General features: G+C 46.0%; 15 protein-coding genes and 1 pseudogene. 15 read left to right on the top strand and 1 reads right to left on the bottom strand.

What is annotated here, in order from left to right; genetic code table 11:
* The first annotated feature begins 48 nt into the window (after positions 1-48).
* From ileS to M3221_RS04250, 13 genes and pseudogenes are all read left to right on the top strand, one after another.
* Positions 49-2,820, top strand: coding sequence for an isoleucine--tRNA ligase (gene ileS, locus M3221_RS04310; RefSeq protein ID WP_251270320.1), 2,772 nt, complete (start codon positions 49-51; stop codon positions 2,818-2,820).
* 63 nt (positions 2,821-2,883) lie between these two features.
* Positions 2,884-3,345: a signal peptidase II gene (gene lspA / locus M3221_RS04305; protein WP_242232110.1), complete on the top strand. Its 462-nt coding sequence runs from the start codon at positions 2,884-2,886 to the stop codon at positions 3,343-3,345.
* Between the two features lies 1 nt (position 3,346).
* On the top strand, positions 3,347-4,258 hold the full coding sequence (locus M3221_RS04300; protein ID WP_242232109.1) for an RluA family pseudouridine synthase: 912 nt from the start codon (positions 3,347-3,349) through the stop codon (positions 4,256-4,258).
* A 160-nt stretch (positions 4,259-4,418) separates the two neighbouring features.
* Positions 4,419-4,955, top strand: a complete 537-nt coding sequence (gene pyrR / locus M3221_RS04295) for a bifunctional pyr operon transcriptional regulator/uracil phosphoribosyltransferase PyrR (protein ID WP_251270319.1) — start codon at positions 4,419-4,421, stop codon at positions 4,953-4,955.
* Positions 4,956-5,144: 189 nt separating this feature from the next.
* On the top strand, positions 5,145-6,053 hold the full coding sequence (locus M3221_RS04290; RefSeq protein ID WP_242232454.1) for an aspartate carbamoyltransferase catalytic subunit: 909 nt from the start codon (positions 5,145-5,147) through the stop codon (positions 6,051-6,053).
* Entirely contained in the window at positions 6,037-7,323 is a 1,287-nt protein-coding gene (locus M3221_RS04285) for a dihydroorotase (protein ID WP_251270318.1), read from the top strand. Before M3221_RS04290 ends, M3221_RS04285 begins: the two co-directional genes overlap by 17 nt.
* A complete protein-coding gene (locus tag M3221_RS04280) occupies positions 7,320-8,411 on the top strand; it encodes a carbamoyl phosphate synthase small subunit (protein ID WP_242232106.1) in 1,092 nt (363 codons plus the stop codon). The genes M3221_RS04285 and M3221_RS04280 overlap by 4 nt, the downstream gene beginning before the upstream one ends.
* A complete protein-coding gene (carB, locus tag M3221_RS04275) occupies positions 8,404-11,610 on the top strand; it encodes a carbamoyl-phosphate synthase large subunit (RefSeq protein WP_251270317.1) in 3,207 nt (1,068 codons plus the stop codon). Before M3221_RS04280 ends, carB begins: the two co-directional genes overlap by 8 nt.
* Positions 11,607-12,386, top strand: a complete 780-nt coding sequence (locus M3221_RS04270; RefSeq protein ID WP_251270316.1) for a dihydroorotate dehydrogenase electron transfer subunit — start codon at positions 11,607-11,609, stop codon at positions 12,384-12,386. The genes carB and M3221_RS04270 overlap by 4 nt, the downstream gene beginning before the upstream one ends.
* Entirely contained in the window at positions 12,383-13,294 is a 912-nt protein-coding gene (locus M3221_RS04265; protein WP_251270315.1) for a dihydroorotate dehydrogenase, read from the top strand. Before M3221_RS04270 ends, M3221_RS04265 begins: the two co-directional genes overlap by 4 nt.
* Positions 13,294-14,001: an orotidine-5'-phosphate decarboxylase gene (pyrF, locus tag M3221_RS04260; RefSeq protein WP_251270314.1), complete on the top strand. Its 708-nt coding sequence runs from the start codon at positions 13,294-13,296 to the stop codon at positions 13,999-14,001. Before M3221_RS04265 ends, pyrF begins: the two co-directional genes overlap by 1 nt.
* A 1-nt stretch (position 14,002) precedes the next feature.
* Positions 14,003-14,629, top strand: a complete 627-nt coding sequence (gene pyrE / locus M3221_RS04255) for an orotate phosphoribosyltransferase (RefSeq protein WP_251270313.1) — start codon at positions 14,003-14,005, stop codon at positions 14,627-14,629.
* Between the two features lie 186 nt (positions 14,630-14,815).
* Positions 14,816-15,248, top strand: a pseudogene (locus M3221_RS04250) (GNAT family N-acetyltransferase).
* A gap of 21 nt (positions 15,249-15,269) precedes the next feature.
* On the opposite strand, the gene M3221_RS04245 reads toward M3221_RS04250, so the two are convergent.
* On the bottom strand, positions 15,270-16,973 hold the full coding sequence (locus tag M3221_RS04245) for an Rqc2 family fibronectin-binding protein (protein ID WP_251270312.1): 1,704 nt from the start codon (positions 16,971-16,973) through the stop codon (positions 15,270-15,272).
* Positions 16,974-17,117: 144 nt separating this feature from the next.
* Between M3221_RS04245 and M3221_RS04240 the strand changes: the two genes are divergently transcribed.
* On the top strand, positions 17,118-17,366 hold the full coding sequence (locus tag M3221_RS04240; protein ID WP_251270311.1) for a hypothetical protein: 249 nt from the start codon (positions 17,118-17,120) through the stop codon (positions 17,364-17,366).
* 56 nt (positions 17,367-17,422) lie between these two features.
* Entirely contained in the window at positions 17,423-17,683 is a 261-nt protein-coding gene (gene remA / locus M3221_RS04235; RefSeq protein ID WP_050181503.1) for an extracellular matrix/biofilm regulator RemA, read from the top strand.
* Positions 17,684-17,687 lie beyond the last annotated feature (4 nt).

Below are 17,687 nucleotides of genomic sequence, written 5' to 3'. Positions count from 1 at the left end.
GGGATGTGAAAGGTTTTTTTATTTTCATTTAAAAAAGGAGATTATGGAATGAATTATAAAGATACGTTATTAATGCCGAAAACAGACTTTCCGATGCGCGGCAATCTGCCAAAGCGCGAGCCGGTCATGCAGAGCACATGGAATGAAGAAAACATTTATCAACAGGTATTGGACCGCACAAAGGACCGGCCAATGTTTGTCCTGCACGATGGTCCTCCATATGCAAATGGTGATATTCATATTGGGCACGCACTGAATAAAATCTTAAAAGACTTTATTGTCCGCTTTAAATCGATGAGCGGTTTTTATGCACCGTATATTCCAGGCTGGGATACTCACGGTCTTCCGATTGAGCAGGCACTAACAAATTCCGGTGTAAATCGGAAAGAGATGACGGTAGCCGAGTTCCGTCAGCTTTGTGAAGAGTATGCCTACAAGCAAGTGGACAGCCAGCGGGAGCAGTTTAAGCGTCTTGGCGTCCGCGGTGACTGGGAAAATCCTTATATTACATTAAAGCCTGAGTATGAAGCAGCTCAAATTAAAGTGTTTGGTGAAATGGCGAAAAAAGGGTTTATCTATAAAGGGTTAAAACCTGTTTATTGGTCTCCGTCTTCTGAGTCTGCTCTTGCAGAAGCAGAAATTGAGTACCAGGATAAAAAATCAGCTTCTATTTATGTTTCTTTTGAAGTGAAAAAAGGAAACGGTGTGCTTGAAGAAGGCACAAAAATTATCATTTGGACTACAACTCCATGGACGATTCCGGCAAACCTTGGTATCTCCGTTCATCCGGAACTGAATTATGCCGTTGTCAGTGCAGCGGGCGAGAAGTTTGTTGTGGCTGAAGCACTTCTAGAAGAAGTAGCATCAAAAATCGGCTGGGAATCCTATACGACTGATAAGCTGGTAAAAGGGGAACAGCTTGACCGTATCATCGCCGCACATCCGCTTTACGGACGTGATTCTCTTGTAATGCTTGGTGAGCATGTAACAACGGATTCCGGTACAGGAGCGGTTCATACAGCACCAGGACACGGGGAAGATGACTTTATCGTTGGGAAGAAATATGGCCTTGATGTTCTTTGCCCAGTAAACGACCGCGGTGTGATGACAGAGGAAGCTCCTGGATTTGAAGGGCTGTTTTATGACAATGCCAACAAGGCGATTACCGAAAAATTGACAGAAGCCGGCGCGCTGTTAAAAATGGAGTTTATTACCCATTCGTATCCGCATGACTGGCGGACGAAAAAGCCGGTTATTTTCCGCGCGACAGCTCAATGGTTTGCGTCGATCGACAAGTTCCGCCCGGAATTGCTCCAAGCTGTAAAAGAAACGAAATGGGTGCCGGCATGGGGCGAAACACGCTTGTTTAATATGATCCGAGACCGTGGTGACTGGTGTATTTCCCGCCAGCGGGCATGGGGAGTGCCAATTCCGGTGTTTTACGCAGAAAACGGTGAAGCGATTATTACTGATGAAACGGTTTCGCATGTTTCGAATTTATTCCGCGAGCACGGATCAAATATTTGGTTTAAGCGGACAGCTAAGGAGCTGCTTCCGGAAGGATTTACGCATCCTGGCAGCCCGAACGGTGAATTTACGAAAGAAAACGATATTATGGATGTTTGGTTCGATTCCGGCTCTTCACATGAAGCCGTTTTAGAGCAGCGCGAGGATGCACAGCGTCCGGCTGATCTTTACCTGGAAGGTTCTGACCAGTATCGCGGCTGGTTTAACTCTTCTTTGATCACAGCAGTAGCTGTAACGGGAAATGCTCCATACAAAGGAGTGCTAAGCCACGGATTTGCACTTGACGGTGAAGGCCGCAAGATGAGTAAGTCACTTGGCAACACGGTTGTTCCAGCCAAAGTAATGGAGCAGCTTGGTGCTGATATTCTGCGTCTATGGGTATCATCGGTTGATTTCCAAGCGGATGTGCGTGTATCAGATGCGATTTTAAAACAAGTGGCCGAAGTTTACCGTAAAATCCGTAATACGTTCCGCTTCCTTTTAGGAAACCTGGATGGCTTTAAGCCGAGTGAGCATGCGGTAGCATATGAAAACCTGCGTGAAGTTGACCAGTTTATGCTGGTGAAATTAAACGAACTAATCAAAGCGGTACGCGGCCATTACGAAAACTATGAATTCGCGGCTATTTACCATGCGATCAACAATTTCTGTACAGTTGATTTAAGCTCCTTCTACCTTGACTTTACGAAAGATGTTTTATATATCGAAGCGGAGAATCATGCCGACCGCCGTGCTATTCAAACGGTTCTCTTTGAAACGTTAACAGCACTTGCAAAATTGGTATCGCCAATCCTTCCGCATACAGCGGACGAAGTATGGGTGGAAGTGCCGGAAGCTGAAGAGAAATACGTACAGCTGACAGATATGCCAGAGTACAAAGAACTTCCGGACGCTGAGGCGTTAACGAAAAAATGGACAGCATTTATGGCGGTTCGTGACGATGTGCTCAAAGCGCTTGAAGAAGCCCGCAACGAAAAAGTCATTGGGAAATCATTGACAGCCCATGTGAAGTTGTTTGCTGGAGCGGAAACAACAGCATTGCTTGCGTCTATCGAAGAAGACCTGAAGCAGCTATTTATCGTTTCTGGATTTGAAATTGCTGGAACAGATGCTGAAGCACCTGAACGTGCGGTTCAGCTTGAAACAGCTTCTGTTGTAGTAGAAAAAGCGTCTGGTGAAACATGCGAACGCTGCTGGACTGTAACAGACGAAGTAGGAAAGGATGCTGAGCATCCGACGCTTTGCCCACGCTGTGCGTCTGTTGTAAAAGAGCATTATTCAGAAGTGAACTAAAACAAACGAAAAAGAGGTTAGCTAAGAAAACCGCTAACCTCTTTTCAGCGTTGGAGGTAAAATATGTATTACTACGTATTGTCGCTGCTCATCATTCTGCTTGACCAATGGACAAAGTGGCTTATTGTGAAATCAATGGAAATAGGGGAAAGTGTGCCGGTTATGGACAACCTGTTTCATATTACTTCGCACCGGAACAGGGGAGCAGCATGGGGAATGCTCGAAGGTCAATTTTGGCTGTTTTATCTGATTACAGCTATTGTAGTGGTTGGCATCATTTACTTTATGCAAAAAGAAGCAAAGGGAAAACCGTTAATGAAAATCTCTCTAGCTGTTTTGCTCGGGGGAGCATTAGGCAATTTTATTGACCGGCTGTTCCGCGGGGAAGTGGTTGATTTTGTGCAGACGTTTATTTTCGGCTACCGGTTTCCCATTTTTAATATTGCCGATGCGGCGTTAACGATCGGTGTTATTTTGCTGTTTGCTGCCATGCTAATAGAAGATCGAAAAGGAAAGAAGGCATAATATGAAATCATTACAGTTTACAGTAAGTGAAGAAGAAAACGGGAGCCGGATTGATAAACTCGCCGCAGCTCAAGAGGAGCAGTATTCCCGTTCGCAGGTGCAGGAGTGGCTTAAGGAAGGGCGCGTTCTAGTCAATGGTCAGCCGGTCAAAGCGAACTACAAAGCGGCAGCAGGAGACGAAGTGACCATTGACATTCCAGATCCTGAAGAACTGAATATTGAAGCGGAAGATCTGAAGCTGGACATTTACTACGAGGATGAAGATGTCATTGTGGTCAACAAGCCGCGCGGCATGGTTGTGCATCCGGCCCCCGGGCATACAACGGGAACGCTTGTGAATGGTTTAATGTACCATTGCAAAGACTTATCCGGTATTAACGGTGTGATGCGTCCGGGTATTGTCCACCGAATTGACAAAGATACATCCGGTCTTCTCATGGTCGCTAAAAATGATATGGCACATGAAAAATTAGTGAATCAGCTTGTCGAAAAGTCTGTGACGCGTAAGTACCAGGCGATTGTACATGGTATTATTTCTCATGATTATGGCACTATCGATGCCCCGATTGGCCGGGATACGAAAGACCGGCAAAAAATGGGCATTGTAGATCATGGTAAAGTAGCTGTGACGCATTTTCAAGTGCTTGAGCGTTTCCGGGACTTTACGCTGGTGGAATGTGAGCTCGAAACAGGGCGTACCCACCAAATCCGTGTTCATATGAAGTATATCGGCTTCCCGCTTGCTGGAGATCCAAAATACGGACCGCGGAAAACACTCGACATTGACGGCCAGGCACTTCATGCAGGCGTATTGGGCTTTGTTCACCCGCGTACGAATGAATATATGGAGTTTGAAGCACCGGCACCTAAAGAGTTTACAGATTTAGTTGATGACTTACGGAAAAAGATTTGACTTTTGTCGAATTTATCGATACAATGAACTCAGTTGAATAAGAACCTTTAAGAACAGTCCCGTGAGGCTGGGAAGGAATCGGATATGAAATGGCATGAGTATGCCATTTTCAAGGAACCACTATGCCTTCTCGCCCACACCGGGTGAGGAGGCTTTTTTCATGGAAAAAGCGGTTGTACTTGATCAGCAGGCGATTCGCCGGGCATTAACAAGAATCGCACACGAAATTATTGAAAGAAATAAAGGCATTGAAAATTGTGTGCTTATTGGCATTAAAACACGGGGCATTTACCTGGCACAGCGGCTTGCCGAGCGCATTTTTCAAATTGAGGGACAGCGTATCCCTGTCGGAGAGCTTGATATTACGCTGTATCGGGACGATTTAACAGTAAAAACAAAAAACGATGATCCAGAAGTAAAAGGATCCGACATACCCGTTGATTTAAACGGCAAAACGGTCATTCTTGTAGATGATGTTTTGTATACGGGCCGCACTGTCCGGGCTGCAATGGATGCCATCATGGACATTGGACGCCCTTCCCACATTCAAATGGCGGCACTTATTGACAGAGGGCACCGTGAATTGCCAATCCGGGCCGACTATATTGGAAAAAACATTCCATCAGCGAAAACTGAGCGGATTGTGGTCACACTTGAAGAAGTGGATGAAGAAGATCGTATAAGTATTTATGAATAAAGAATGAATGTTTAGTAATGGCCCTGTGAGGCTGGATGAACATTGACAACCTTTTAAAAATGCACGAGAGGCATTTAAGGGTGAAATCGGTCTGCGCTTATGCGCAGAACAGCTTCGTTATGCTGTAAAAACGAAAAACACCCTGAAACCAGGGTGTTTTTTTTATGAAAACGGAGGTAAAAATCGATGCTGAGAAATTTAGTTTCAATTAGGGATTTGCATAAAGATGAAATTTTGTTAATATTAATGCAGGCGCAGAAATTTGCGGAAGGCGAAGTTTGGACACCGCATGAAAAACAATATGTCGCGAATTTGTTTTTTGAAGCAAGCACGCGGACAAAAACAAGCTTCGAAATGGCAGAGAGAAAACTCGGCTTGGATGTGATCCCGTTTGATGTTGGGAGTTCAAGTGTTTTAAAAGGAGAAACATTGTACGACACAGTTCGCACACTCGAAGCCATTGGCGTTAACGCAGTGGTGGTCCGTCACGAAGCAGATGCTTACTACGACGAACTGGTTGGCCATATCGATATTCCGGTCATTAACGCAGGAGACGGATGCGGCCAGCATCCAACCCAATGCCTGCTTGACCTTCTAACCATTCAGCAGGAGTTTGGCACGTTCGAAGGCTTAAAAATCGGCATTGTCGGCGATATCCGGCACAGCCGGGTAGCCCGCTCCAACGCAGAGGCACTGAGACGCCTTGGTGCAGATGTAAAATTTTCAGGTCCTCCTGAATGGTTTGAAGAGGATTTCCTCCAGTCAGGAGGGTTCGTTGAAATTGACGAATTAGTTGAGCAGGTGGACGCTTTAATGCTGCTGCGTATCCAGCACGAACGGCATCAGGTCGCTTCGTCGATGACAAAAGAAGAGTATCATATCCGTTACGGTTTAACAGAGGAACGGGAGAGCCGGATGAAGCCGGGAAGCATTATTATGCACCCTGCTCCGGTAAATCGGGATGCAGAAATTGCCGACAGCTTGGTTGAATGCGAACGGTCCCGCATCTTTAAACAAATGGAAAATGGTGTATATGTCCGCATGGCGGTCTTAAAAGAAGTGCTTGAGGGGAGATTGGCAAATGAACTGGTTAATTAAAAATGGACAAGTCTTAACAGAAAACGGTGAATTAACCGGAGCAGATGTCCGCATTCAAGATGGGAAAATTACTGAAATCGGCGCTGGCCTCGCACAAAACGGCGAAGAAACAATCGATGCGGGCGGCAAGCTCATTGCACCCGGCCTGATTGATTTGCACGTGCATCTGCGCGAGCCAGGCGGCGAGCACAAAGAAACAATTGAAACTGGAACGAAAGCAGCCGCTAAAGGTGGATTTACAACGATCGCGGCTATGCCAAATACCCGGCCGGTACCAGATACAGAAGCAAATCTTCAAAAAGTGAATACACTTATTGAGGAAAATGCACAAATTCGTGTGCTGCCGTATGCATCTATTACAATCCGCCAAGCGGGCAAAGAGCTTGTTGACTTTAAAGTACTCAAAGAAAACCAGGCATTTGCTTTTACAGATGACGGAGTCGGCATTCAAGAGGCAGGCATGATGCATGCTGCAATGAAGCAGGCAGCTGCTCTTGATATGGCAGTTGTAGCACATTGTGAAGACAACAGCTTAATTTACGGGGGCGTTGTTCACGACGGTGAATATGCTAAACGTGAAGGCGTGCCGGGCATTCCATCCATTTGCGAAGCCGTTCAAATTGCAAGGGACGTGTTGCTTGCAGAAAACACAGGTTGTCACTACCATGTCTGCCACGTCAGCACAAAAGAATCGGTCCGTACGATTCGCGATGCAAAAAGAGCGGGCATTCGGGTAACTGGCGAAGTATCACCGCACCATCTTGTACTCACGGATATGGATATCCCCGGACAGGATCCGAACTTTAAAATGAACCCGCCGCTTCGCGGAGCGGAAGATAGAAAGGCTCTTATTGAAGGGCTGCTTGACGGAACGCTTGATTTTATCGCTACAGACCATGCACCGCATACAGCAGAAGAAAAAGCAGCAGGCATTCTCAAAGCACCATTCGGCATTACAGGATTCGAAACAGCTTTTCCGCTTCTGTACACCGAGCTAGTGAAAAAAGGTGTGATTACATTGAAGCAGCTTATAGACTGGATGACGGTGAAACCGGCTGAAGTCTTTAATCTGCCGTATGGCCGCCTCGAAGAAGGTGCCAGCGCGGATCTTACCATTATTGATCTTGATAGCGAAAAAGAAGTAGATCCAAAGACGTTTTTATCAAAAGGTAAAAACACACCATTTGCAGGCCGCGTACTTTCAGGGTGGCCGGCCGCAACGCTTTTTGAAGGAAATCTTGTATGGCAGGAAGGAACGATCAACGAATGAAAAAACAGCTTATTTTAGAAGATGGTACAGTATTTGCTGGTGAAGGATTCGGCAGTGAAAAAGACGTAACGGGCGAAGTGGTTTTTACAACAGGTATGACAGGTTACCAGGAAACCTTGTCCGACCCATCTTACTGCGGACAAATTGTCACATTCACTTATCCGCTTATTGGCAACTACGGTATTAACCGTGACGACTTTGAAACAATTCAGCCGGCTGTAAAAGCACTCGTTGTGAAGGAAGCAGCAGATTTTCCTTCAAACTTCAGAACTGAATTTTCAATCGATGAATATTTAAAAATGAAAGATATTCCGGCTATTTCCGGTATTGATACACGCAAATTAACGCGAATCATCCGCCAGCACGGTGCCCTTAAAGGAGCAATTGTTTCCGCGGATGTAAATCCTGAGGATGTGATTCCACGCCTTCAGGCAACAGTACTGTCAAACGATCAGGTTGCACAAGTTTCTACAAAGTCCGCTTATCCAAGTCCGGGACGCGGTTTCCGGGTTGTCGTAATCGACTTTGGTATGAAGCATGGGATTTTACGTGAATTAAACAACCGTAACTGCGACGTAACGGTCGTACCGCATGATACAACAGCAAAAGAAATTATGCAGTTTAAACCAGATGGTATCATGCTGACAAACGGACCGGGCAACCCGAAAGATGTGCCGCATGCCATCGAAACGATTCGTGAGCTTATCGGTCAGGTGCCGATTTTCGGTATCTGCCTTGGCCACCAGCTGTTTGCTCTTGCTTCCGGTGCCGATACATTCAAGCTGAAATTCGGCCACCGCGGTTCGAATCATCCAGTTAAGGATCTTGAAACAGGACGTACAGCGATCACTTCTCAAAACCACGGGTTTGCTGTAAGCGAAGAATCAATTGCGAATACGGATTTGAAGGTAACACATGTTGCACTTAATGATGGAACAGTTGAAGGTCTGGCTCATAAGAAGTACCCTGCTTTCACTGTCCAATATCACCCAGAAGCTTCACCAGGACCAGAAGATGACAATATTTTATTCGACCGCTTTGTTGACTTAATGAAAACAAACGCTGCAAAGGAGACACAACATGCCTAAACGTACAGACATCCAAAGTATACTTGTGATTGGCTCCGGCCCGATCGTAATTGGCCAGGCGGCAGAATTTGATTATGCAGGGACACAAGCATGTCTCGCTTTAAAAGAAGAAGGATACCGGGTTATTCTTGTAAACTCAAACCCAGCAACGATCATGACGGATACGGAAATTGCGGATGCAGTTTACATTGAACCGATCACGCTTGAGTTTGTCCGCCGCATTATTCAAAAAGAACGTCCGGATGCGATTTTGCCAACGCTTGGCGGTCAGACAGGATTGAATATGGCAGTCGAGCTTTCCAATGCCGGCGTGCTGGATGAGTACAACGTAAAAGTGCTTGGTACGAAGCTTTCAGCGATTGAGCAGGCGGAAGACCGCGACTTGTTCCGTTCATTAATGAATGAATTAAACGAGCCGGTGCCGGAAAGTGAAATTATCCACACCTTAGATGAAGCGTATGCCTTTGTTGAGCAAATTGGCTATCCAGTTATCGTACGCCCTGCTTATACACTTGGCGGTACGGGCGGCGGAATTTGCGAAAACGAAGAAGAACTGGTTGAAACCGTAACAAACGGCTTGAAACAAAGCCCGGTTACACAGTGTCTTCTAGAAAAAAGCATTGCCGGCTTCAAAGAAATCGAATATGAAGTGATGCGCGATTCAAATGACAATGCGATCGTTGTTTGTAACATGGAAAACATTGACCCGGTTGGAGTTCATACAGGGGATTCGATTGTTGTAGCGCCGAGCCAGACATTAACAGACCGCGAGTATCAAATGCTGCGCAATACATCTTTGTCTATTATTCGCGCGCTTGGTATTGAAGGCGGCTGTAACGTACAGCTTGCACTTGATCCCCACAGCTTCCAGTACTACATTATTGAAGTAAATCCGCGTGTAAGCCGCTCATCAGCCCTTGCATCGAAAGCAACAGGCTACCCGATTGCAAAATTGGCAGCAAAAATTGCTGTCGGCTTAACACTGGATGAAATGATGAACCCGGTTACGGGCAAAACGTACGCTTGCTTTGAGCCGGCCCTTGACTATGTTGTTTCTAAGATCCCACGCTGGCCGTTTGATAAATTTGAGAACGCAAACCGTACATTAGGTACGCAAATGAAAGCAACGGGCGAGGTTATGGCAATTGGCCGCACATTTGAAGAGTCAATGCTGAAAGCAGTCCGCTCACTGGAAAGCGGCGTATACCATCTGTCGCTCGATGAGCTGGCTGATAAAGACGACGCGTTTCTTGAAAAACGGATTCGCAAAGCAGGAGACGAGCGCTTGTTCTATCTGGGTGAAGCACTTCGCCGCGGCATCACAATCCAAACGATTCATGAGTGGAGCCAAATTGACCTGTTCTTCCTGAAGAAATTTGAAAACATCGTCAAATACGAAAAAGAAGTCGAAAACAATCCATTTAACCATGAGGTTGTGAAACGAGCCAAACAGCTTGGATTTGCCGATAAAACTATTGCAAAAGCATGGGCCGTTTCTGAAAAAGAAGTGTACGACTGGCGTAAAGAAAACGGCATTGTCCCTGTTTTCAAAACCGTTGATACATGTGCGGCAGAATTTGAATCAGAAACACCATACTACTATGGCACATATGAAGAAGAAAACGAATCGATTGTGACAGACCGCAAGTCCGTTGTCGTACTTGGCTCTGGTCCAATCCGTATCGGACAGGGTGTTGAGTTTGACTACGCAACGGTACACTCTGTATGGGCGCTGAAAGAAGCAGGTTATGAAGCGATTATTATTAACAACAACCCTGAGACGGTTTCAACAGACTTTAGTATCTCTGACAAGCTTTACTTCGAGCCGTTAACAATCGAAGATGTCATGCACATTATCGATTTGGAAAAACCAGAAGGCGTTGTTGTACAGTTCGGCGGCCAAACGGCGATTAACTTAGCCGGCCAGCTAGTAGAACACGGCGTAAAAATTCTCGGCACAAGCCTTGAAGATGTAGACCGCGCAGAAAACCGTGATAAGTTCGAGCAGGCTTTGCAGGAGCTTGATGTTCCGCAGCCGCTTGGCAGAACAGCTTTCTCAGTAGATGCAGCCGTTGAGATTGCCAACAGTATCGGTTACCCAGTTCTTGTTCGTCCGTCATACGTGCTCGGCGGCCGTGCAATGGAAATTGTTTATAAAGAAGCAGAATTGCTTCAATACATGCAAAATGCTGTAAAAGTCAACCCAGAGCATCCAGTTTTGATTGACCGTTACCTAACGGGTAAAGAAATTGAAGTAGATGCGATCTCTGACGGCACAGATGTAGTCATTCCAGGAATTATGGAGCACATCGAGCGTGCAGGTGTCCATTCTGGTGACTCGATTGCCGTATATCCGCCACAAAAGCTGACAGATGATCAAAAAGCAAAAATTATCGAGTATACAACAAAGCTTGCCAAAGGCTTAAACATTATCGGCCTGCTCAACATTCAATATGTTATTTCAAAAGGTGAAGTATTTGTAATCGAGGTAAACCCTCGTTCAAGCCGGACGGTGCCATTCTTGAGCAAAATTACGAATGTACCGATGGCGAACCTTGCAACAAAAGCGATCATGGGACAGTCATTAAAAGACATGGGCTACGAATCAGGCCTTGTTCCAGAAAAATCAGGTGTTTACGTAAAAGTTCCAGTGTTCTCATTCGCGAAACTTCGCCGTGTAGATACAACGCTTGGCCCTGAAATGAAATCAACAGGTGAAGTAATGGGGAAAGATGCAACGGTTGAAAAAGCACTTTACAAAGGGCTTGTGGCATCCGGTATGAAGATTCCAACTAAAGGAGCTGTTCTCCTGACAGTTGCTGATAAAGATAAAGAAGAAGCGCTGGCAATCGCAAAACGCTTCCACAATATCGGCTTCCAGCTGCTGGCTACACATGGCACAGCCAAGATGATCAGCGAAACAGGTGTACCAGTACAAACCGTGGCCAAAATCGGCGCGAAAGGTCCAGATATGCTGGATGTAATTCGCGGAGGCGAAGCGCAGTTTATTATCAATACTCTTACAAAAGGCAAGCAGCCGGCGCGTGACGGCTTCCGTATCCGCCGTGAATCAGTAGAAAACGGTATTCCATGCTTAACGTCACTTGATACAGCAACCGCGATTTTAGAAGTGCTTGAATCAATGATCTTTAATGCAGAAGCAATGCCAAAACCGGCATTGGAGGCGGTCCATTCATGATTCAAAAAGAGCTGATGACGGTTGTTTCCCAATCGGAAATCGCTAAAAATATTTTTGAAATGACATTAAAAGGGGCGCTGGTTGATCAAATCGACCAGCCGGGCAAATTTGTCCATTTAAAAGCGAGCGAAGAAATGATGCCCCTTCTTCGCCGCCCAATCAGCATTGCGCGCGTTGAACACGATAAGCAGGAATTTACGATGATTTACCGGGCGGAAGGCGCAGGAACCACTGCGCTTTCCCGCAAGGAATTCGGTGACCAGGTGGACGTTCTCGGTCCACTTGGCCACGGTTTCCCGGTTGAAGCAGCAGCCCCTGGAGAAACCGCCCTGTTAATCGGCGGCGGCATCGGCGTTCCACCGCTTTATGAACTATCACGCCGCTTAAATGAAAAAGGCGTAAAGACCATTCATGTTCTTGGCTTTCAAAATAAGGAAGCTGCGTTTTATACAGAACAGTTTGCCGAGCTGGGTGAGACATATGTCGCAACAGTAGACGGCTCACTTGGTGAACAGGGATTTGTAACGGATATTGTAAATAAACATGGACTGCGGGGAGACGTATTTTACTCCTGCGGTCCAACAGTTATGTTAAAAGCGGTTGAAAAGCTTCATGCCGCGCCGCGCGGTTTTATTTCTCTTGAGGAGCGGATGGGCTGCGGAATTGGTGCCTGCTTTGCCTGCGTATGTCATCCGGCAGCGGATGAAACGGGAACGGCGTACTTGAAAATCTGCAGCGACGGTCCAGTATTTAAAGCCGGGGAGGTGGCATTATGAGCCGATTGGCACTAGATCTTCCAGGTTTGTCACTTAAAAATCCGGTTATGCCAGCATCCGGCTGCTTCGGGTTTGGCCGCGAATTCAGCCAGCTGTTTGATTTAAGCACACTTGGGGCCATCATGATCAAAGCAACAACAGAAGCACCGCGTTATGGAAATGCAACACCTCGTGTAGCAGAAACACCGGGCGGTATGCTGAATGCGATCGGGCTTCAAAACCCCGGGTTGGAAAAAGTAATCGCCAATGAACTCGAGTGGCTTAAACAGTTTGACGTGCCGATTATTGCCAATGTAGCCGGCTCGCAAACAGAGGATTACGTTCAAGTAGCCAAAGAGATTTCTAAAGTGGACAACGTTCATGCATTGGAACTCAATATTTCCTGCCCGAATGTTAAAACAGGCGGAATTGCTTTTGGAACCATACCAGAAACAGCAAAAGAGTTAACGAAACGAGTAAAAGAAGTGTCTGAGGTGCCTGTATATGTAAAGCTGTCGCCTAATGTCACCAATATTGTCGAGATGGCAAAAGCGGTAGAAGACGGCGGCGCAGACGGCATTACAATGATCAACACATTGATTGGCATGCGTATCGACTTGAAAACAGGACGGCCGATTTTATCGAACCGGACAGGCGGTTTGTCAGGTCCAGCCGTAAAACCGGTAGCGATCCGCATGGTGTATGAAGTAAGCCAGCAGACGAATCTGCCAATCATCGGCATGGGCGGTATTTCAAACGTTGAAGATGTGATTGAGTTTTTCTTAGCGGGTGCAGATGCCGTGGCAGTTGGCACAGCAAACTTTGTAAATCCATTTGTCTGCCCGGAATTAATTGCAGAGCTGGATCAGTACTTGGAAGCCCATAATGTAGATCATATTAGTGAATTAAAAGGACGGAGCTGGAAATAATGGAAAAAGAACCGATTATTGCACTCGATTTCCCGACTTGGCAGGAAACCGAGCAATTTCTTGTGCCCTTTCGCAGAGAGCAGCTTTACGTAAAAGTAGGGATGGAGCTTTACTTGCAAAATGGGCCGTTCATTATTGAACAGCTGAAACAAATGAATCACCGTATTTTTCTCGATTTAAAACTTCATGATATTCCTAATACAGTAGGACAAGCCATGAAAGGCCTGGCGGCGCTTGGCGTGGATATGATTAATGTCCATGCAGCCGGCGGAGTTGAAATGATGAAGCGTGCCCGCGAAGGCCTGGATGCAGGTGCTCAAGGCAGCCGGCCTGTACTGCTTGCGGTTACGCAGCTGACTTCGACATCGGAAGAAGCGATGCAGCAGGATCAATTAATCAAGGTTCCGCTCGGGGAGTCTGTCCGCCATTATGCTCAAAAAGCGCAGGAAGCCGGCTGTGATGGAGTGGTTTGCTCTGTTTTAGAAGCAGCGGCTATTCGCGAAGCATGCGGGGAAGCATTTTACAAAGTAACACCTGGCATTCGCTTAAAAGACGGACAGGCAGACGATCAAAAGCGTATTGCGGATCCGGATCAAGCGCGTAAAATCGGTTCAACGATGATTGTAGTAGGGCGCCCGATTACAAAAGCAGCCGACCCGGTTGCAGCCTATCAACATGTGAAAGCACTCTGGGGAGGACAAGCATAAAATGAAAAAGCAAATTGCAGAAGAATTACTCGAAATCCGTGCGGTTTTTTTACAGCCAAATGATCCGTTTACATGGTCATCCGGCATGAAATCACCCATTTATTGCGATAATCGCTTAACATTATCGTATCCGAAAACGCGCCAAAAGATCGCTGCTGGACTGGCAGAACTGATCCAAAAAGAATATCCGGAAGCAGAAATCATTGCCGGCACTGCAACAGCAGGCATTCCGCATGCTGCCTGGGTTTCAGACGTATTGAATTTGCCAATGTGCTATGTGCGCTCAAAAGCAAAAGAGCATGGCAAAGGCAACCAGATTGAAGGAAAAGCGGAGCCCGGCTCAAAAGTAGTCGTCATTGAAGATTTGATTTCAACAGGCGGCAGCGCGATTACAGCAGCAGAGGCGCTCCGTGCAGCAGGATGTGACGTTTTAGGTGTAGCAGCCATCTTTACATATGGACTGCCAAAAGGGGATGCACGCCTGGCAGAAGCAGAATTAAAAGCTGTTGCGCTAAGTGATTATGATGCACTGATTGAAGTTGCTGCTGAAAAGAATTACGTAAAAACAGAAGACATCGAAACGCTGAAAAAATGGAAACAGGCGCCCGATTCATGGGGGACCAATTAATTTCCAGGCGGCCGTGATTGATCACGGCCGCTTTTTTGTTTGGAAAAATATGATACAATCGTGTCAATTTTATCGGCGGGAGGAATTGATGTAGCAGAATACAAGGTAAAATTAATAAATCCCTCTTCTCATTTAAAAGAAGAATACCGCTCGTTTTATGAAGAATGGGAAGCAAGCGGTGAAAAGATGATACCGTCGGTGATTGAACGGGATCCATCCCGTTTTGAAGAAGTGCTTCAGTTTCTGCGGGACAATGAAAAGGGCATCCGTATTCCAGCCGGCTGGGTGCCTGATTCCACATACTGGCTGATTGATGAAAGGAAGCGAGTCCTTGGCGTTGTCAATATCCGCCATGCTTTAACACCTTTTTTTGCGAAACAGCGGCGGGCACGTCGGATACGGTATCCGGCCTTTTGAACGAAAAAAGGGCTATGCGGCTTCCTTGCTTAGACTGTCACTTCAAAAAGCAAGAGAGCTCGGTATCGAGCGGGCTTTGGTTGTTTGTGACGAAGACAATATCGGGTCTTTTAAAACCATTGTAAAAAATGGCGGTATCGCCGATCGGGACTTTGTAGAGGAAGATGGAACCGTCGTCAAACGATTTTGGATCGACACATAAAAAGAAAGTGAGCGGGTCTGCTCACTTTCTCATTTTCATGACTTTCCCTTCATCCGGGGTAACATATACCGTATGCTGATTATCATAAATCACAAATCCCGGTTTTGCACCGGACGGCTTTTTCACGTGGCGTACTTTTGTGTAGTCAACTGGAACAGAAGAAGAGTCTTTTGCTTTGCTGTAGTAGGCAGCAATCATGGCAGCTTCTAAAATCGTTTCCTCTGACGGATCATCTGAACGGATCACAATATGCGATCCCGGAATGTCTTTTGTATGAAGCCAGATATCATCCCGGCGTGCTGCTTTATTCGTTAAATAATCATTTTGCCGGTTGTTTTTACCAGCGTAAATAAGCGTTCCGTCTGTGGCCATATATTCTTCAATGACCGGCTTGTCCACTTTCTTTTTCTTCTTGATATGCCGTGCTTTTAAGTAGCCTTCTTCAGCGAGCTCCTCGCGAATTTCTTCAATATCCCGTGGAGAAGCTGATTCAAGCTGCTGAAGGAGGGCTTCAAAATATTGAATTTCCTCATTTGTTTTTTCGATCTGCTCCTGCACCGCTACAACCGCATGTTTTGCTTTTTGATAACGTGAAAAGTACTTTTGTGCATTGTCAGCCGGACTTTTTTGCGGATCAAGCTGGATCGTCACTGTTGCTCCATTTTCATCATAATAATTCACAACATCAATTTCTGTCATGCCTTTTTTCACTGCATATAAGTTAGCTGTTAACAGCTCGCCCATGCGCTGATACTCACCGGCATTTTCCGCTTCTTGAAGAGTACGCTCCAGCTTCCCGATTTTGGTGCGATTTTTCTGCAGCTCATTTCCGATCAAGCGCTCGAGGTCGTTTGCCTGCTGGCGTACACGGTCACGCTCCGCTTTACCGAAATAGTACCGGTCTAAGAGCGAAGAAGCCGTTTCAAAGCATGTACGCTCTCCCTTTAGGTGAGAAAGATCCATCATGTAGAAAAATGATTTGTCACCGTTTTCAATCATCACAGGGGAATACGCAGCTTTTTTTATAGGATCTACCACGTCAAGGAACGCAGCTGGCACTGTTTCACGGTTAGCAAGGCCGGCCCGGGCGACAATTTCATTGCTGATAAGCGGAGAAAAGCCTTCAAACGCTGACACGAGCTGTTTGGCAATTTTCCCTGCATTAAAATCTACAGCACGCTGAATGGTTTCCTTATCAGCAGCCAGCGGATTTTGCTTGTTTTGTGCAGGCGGTTCTACGTATGCTGCTCCGGGCAGAATGGTCCGATAGCTGTTCATAGAAGATGGAACATGCTTGATGCTGTCAATGATCGTTCCTTTTTCCTTGTCAACAAGAAGAATATTGCTGTGACGGCCCATAATTTCCACGTACAACTGCTTGTAGGAAATATCTCCGATTTCATTTTTTCCTTTAAATTCAAAACAAATCGTCCGGTCAAGGCCAAACTGGCGGATGTCTTCTAAAATAGCACCATCTAAATGCTTGCGCAGCATTACACAGAAAAGCGGCGGCTCAGATGGATTTTCCTGAACGGTTTCTGTCAGCTGTACCCGCGCATAAGACGGATGGGCAGATAAAAGCAGGCGGTTATTTTTGCCTCTCGCCCGAATGATCATAATGGTTTCGTTTTTAAATGGCTGGTGAATTTTGTTGACTCGTCCGCCTGTCAAGGCTTCCTTTAATTCTTCTACCATTGCTTTTGTAAATAGTCCATCGAATGCCATGATTCATACTCCCTTTTTGAACGAACATATTTATTCATCTTAACATGGGATGGGGCCTTTCGTAAATTTGAGGACATTTCTTTTGGAACCGTTCAAACTGCTGTATACTTATTTTGACAAACTTATACAGAAAAGAGGCATATTATGACAGAGCTGGTCGCAGTAGTTATGATTTTTTCCATCCCTCTTGCTGCCATTTTTACATCTTATAAAAGAAGCCAAACGAAATTGCAATACAAAATGATTAAAGAACAAGTACAACTGGAAAAACTAAAGCAGGAAAACTTTCTATTGGAAACAGAAAAAATGAAAACCGAGCTCCGGCTTTCAGCCCCCTTTGAAGAAAAAGAAGAGGTTCTTGCATTTATCGAGCAGGAAAAGCAACATTTATGATATAATAATTCGAGTGTGCAAAAACGGACGAAACGTGACAAAGGGGATCAAGATTGATGCAATTAATCAATATTGGATTTGGCAGTGTCGTCTCGGCAGAGCGGATTGTAGCGATTGTCAGCCCGGAGTCGGCACCGATGAAGCGGCTCGTTCAAGAGTCGCGTGAAAAAGGAAATCTCGTCGATGCCACATTTGGCCGCCGGACACGTGCGGTCATTTTAACAGACAGCCATCATGTTATTTTGTCTGCTGTTCAGCCGGAAACGGTGGCGAATCGTGCGGCGCTAAAAGATGAGGATGCTGAGGAAGGATTGTGAAGTA

Source organism: Domibacillus indicus, assembly GCF_023715895.1.
In the GTDB taxonomy this organism is placed as follows: Bacteria; Bacillota; Bacilli; order Bacillales; family Domibacillaceae; genus Domibacillus; species Domibacillus indicus_A.
Note: the sequence above shows the minus strand (reverse complement) of the source record. Positions and strands in the feature narration are given on the sequence as shown.

Bases quoted from the DNA above. Each gene is read 5' to 3' on its own strand.
- pyrR (WP_251270319.1), top strand. From the start codon at position 4,419: ATGGAAAAAGCGGTTGTACTTGATCAGCAGGCGATTCGCCGGGCATTA.
- M3221_RS04240 (WP_251270311.1), top strand. From the start codon at position 17,118: ATGACAGAGCTGGTCGCAGTAGTTATGATTTTTTCCATCCCTCTTGCT.
- ileS (WP_251270320.1), top strand. From the start codon at position 49: ATGAATTATAAAGATACGTTATTAATGCCGAAAACAGACTTTCCGATG.
- remA (WP_050181503.1), top strand. From the start codon at position 17,423: ATGCAATTAATCAATATTGGATTTGGCAGTGTCGTCTCGGCAGAGCGG.
- M3221_RS04280 (WP_242232106.1), top strand. From the start codon at position 7,320: ATGAAAAAACAGCTTATTTTAGAAGATGGTACAGTATTTGCTGGTGAA.
- carB (WP_251270317.1), top strand. From the start codon at position 8,404: ATGCCTAAACGTACAGACATCCAAAGTATACTTGTGATTGGCTCCGGC.
- M3221_RS04270 (WP_251270316.1), top strand. From the start codon at position 11,607: ATGATTCAAAAAGAGCTGATGACGGTTGTTTCCCAATCGGAAATCGCT.
- pyrE (WP_251270313.1), top strand. From the start codon at position 14,003: ATGAAAAAGCAAATTGCAGAAGAATTACTCGAAATCCGTGCGGTTTTT.
- M3221_RS04285 (WP_251270318.1), top strand. From the start codon at position 6,037: ATGAACTGGTTAATTAAAAATGGACAAGTCTTAACAGAAAACGGTGAA.
- M3221_RS04300 (WP_242232109.1), top strand. From the start codon at position 3,347: ATGAAATCATTACAGTTTACAGTAAGTGAAGAAGAAAACGGGAGCCGG.
- pyrF (WP_251270314.1), top strand. From the start codon at position 13,294: ATGGAAAAAGAACCGATTATTGCACTCGATTTCCCGACTTGGCAGGAA.
- M3221_RS04245 (WP_251270312.1), bottom strand. From the start codon at position 16,973: ATGGCATTCGATGGACTATTTACAAAAGCAATGGTAGAAGAATTAAAG.
- lspA (WP_242232110.1), top strand. From the start codon at position 2,884: ATGTATTACTACGTATTGTCGCTGCTCATCATTCTGCTTGACCAATGG.
- M3221_RS04265 (WP_251270315.1), top strand. From the start codon at position 12,383: ATGAGCCGATTGGCACTAGATCTTCCAGGTTTGTCACTTAAAAATCCG.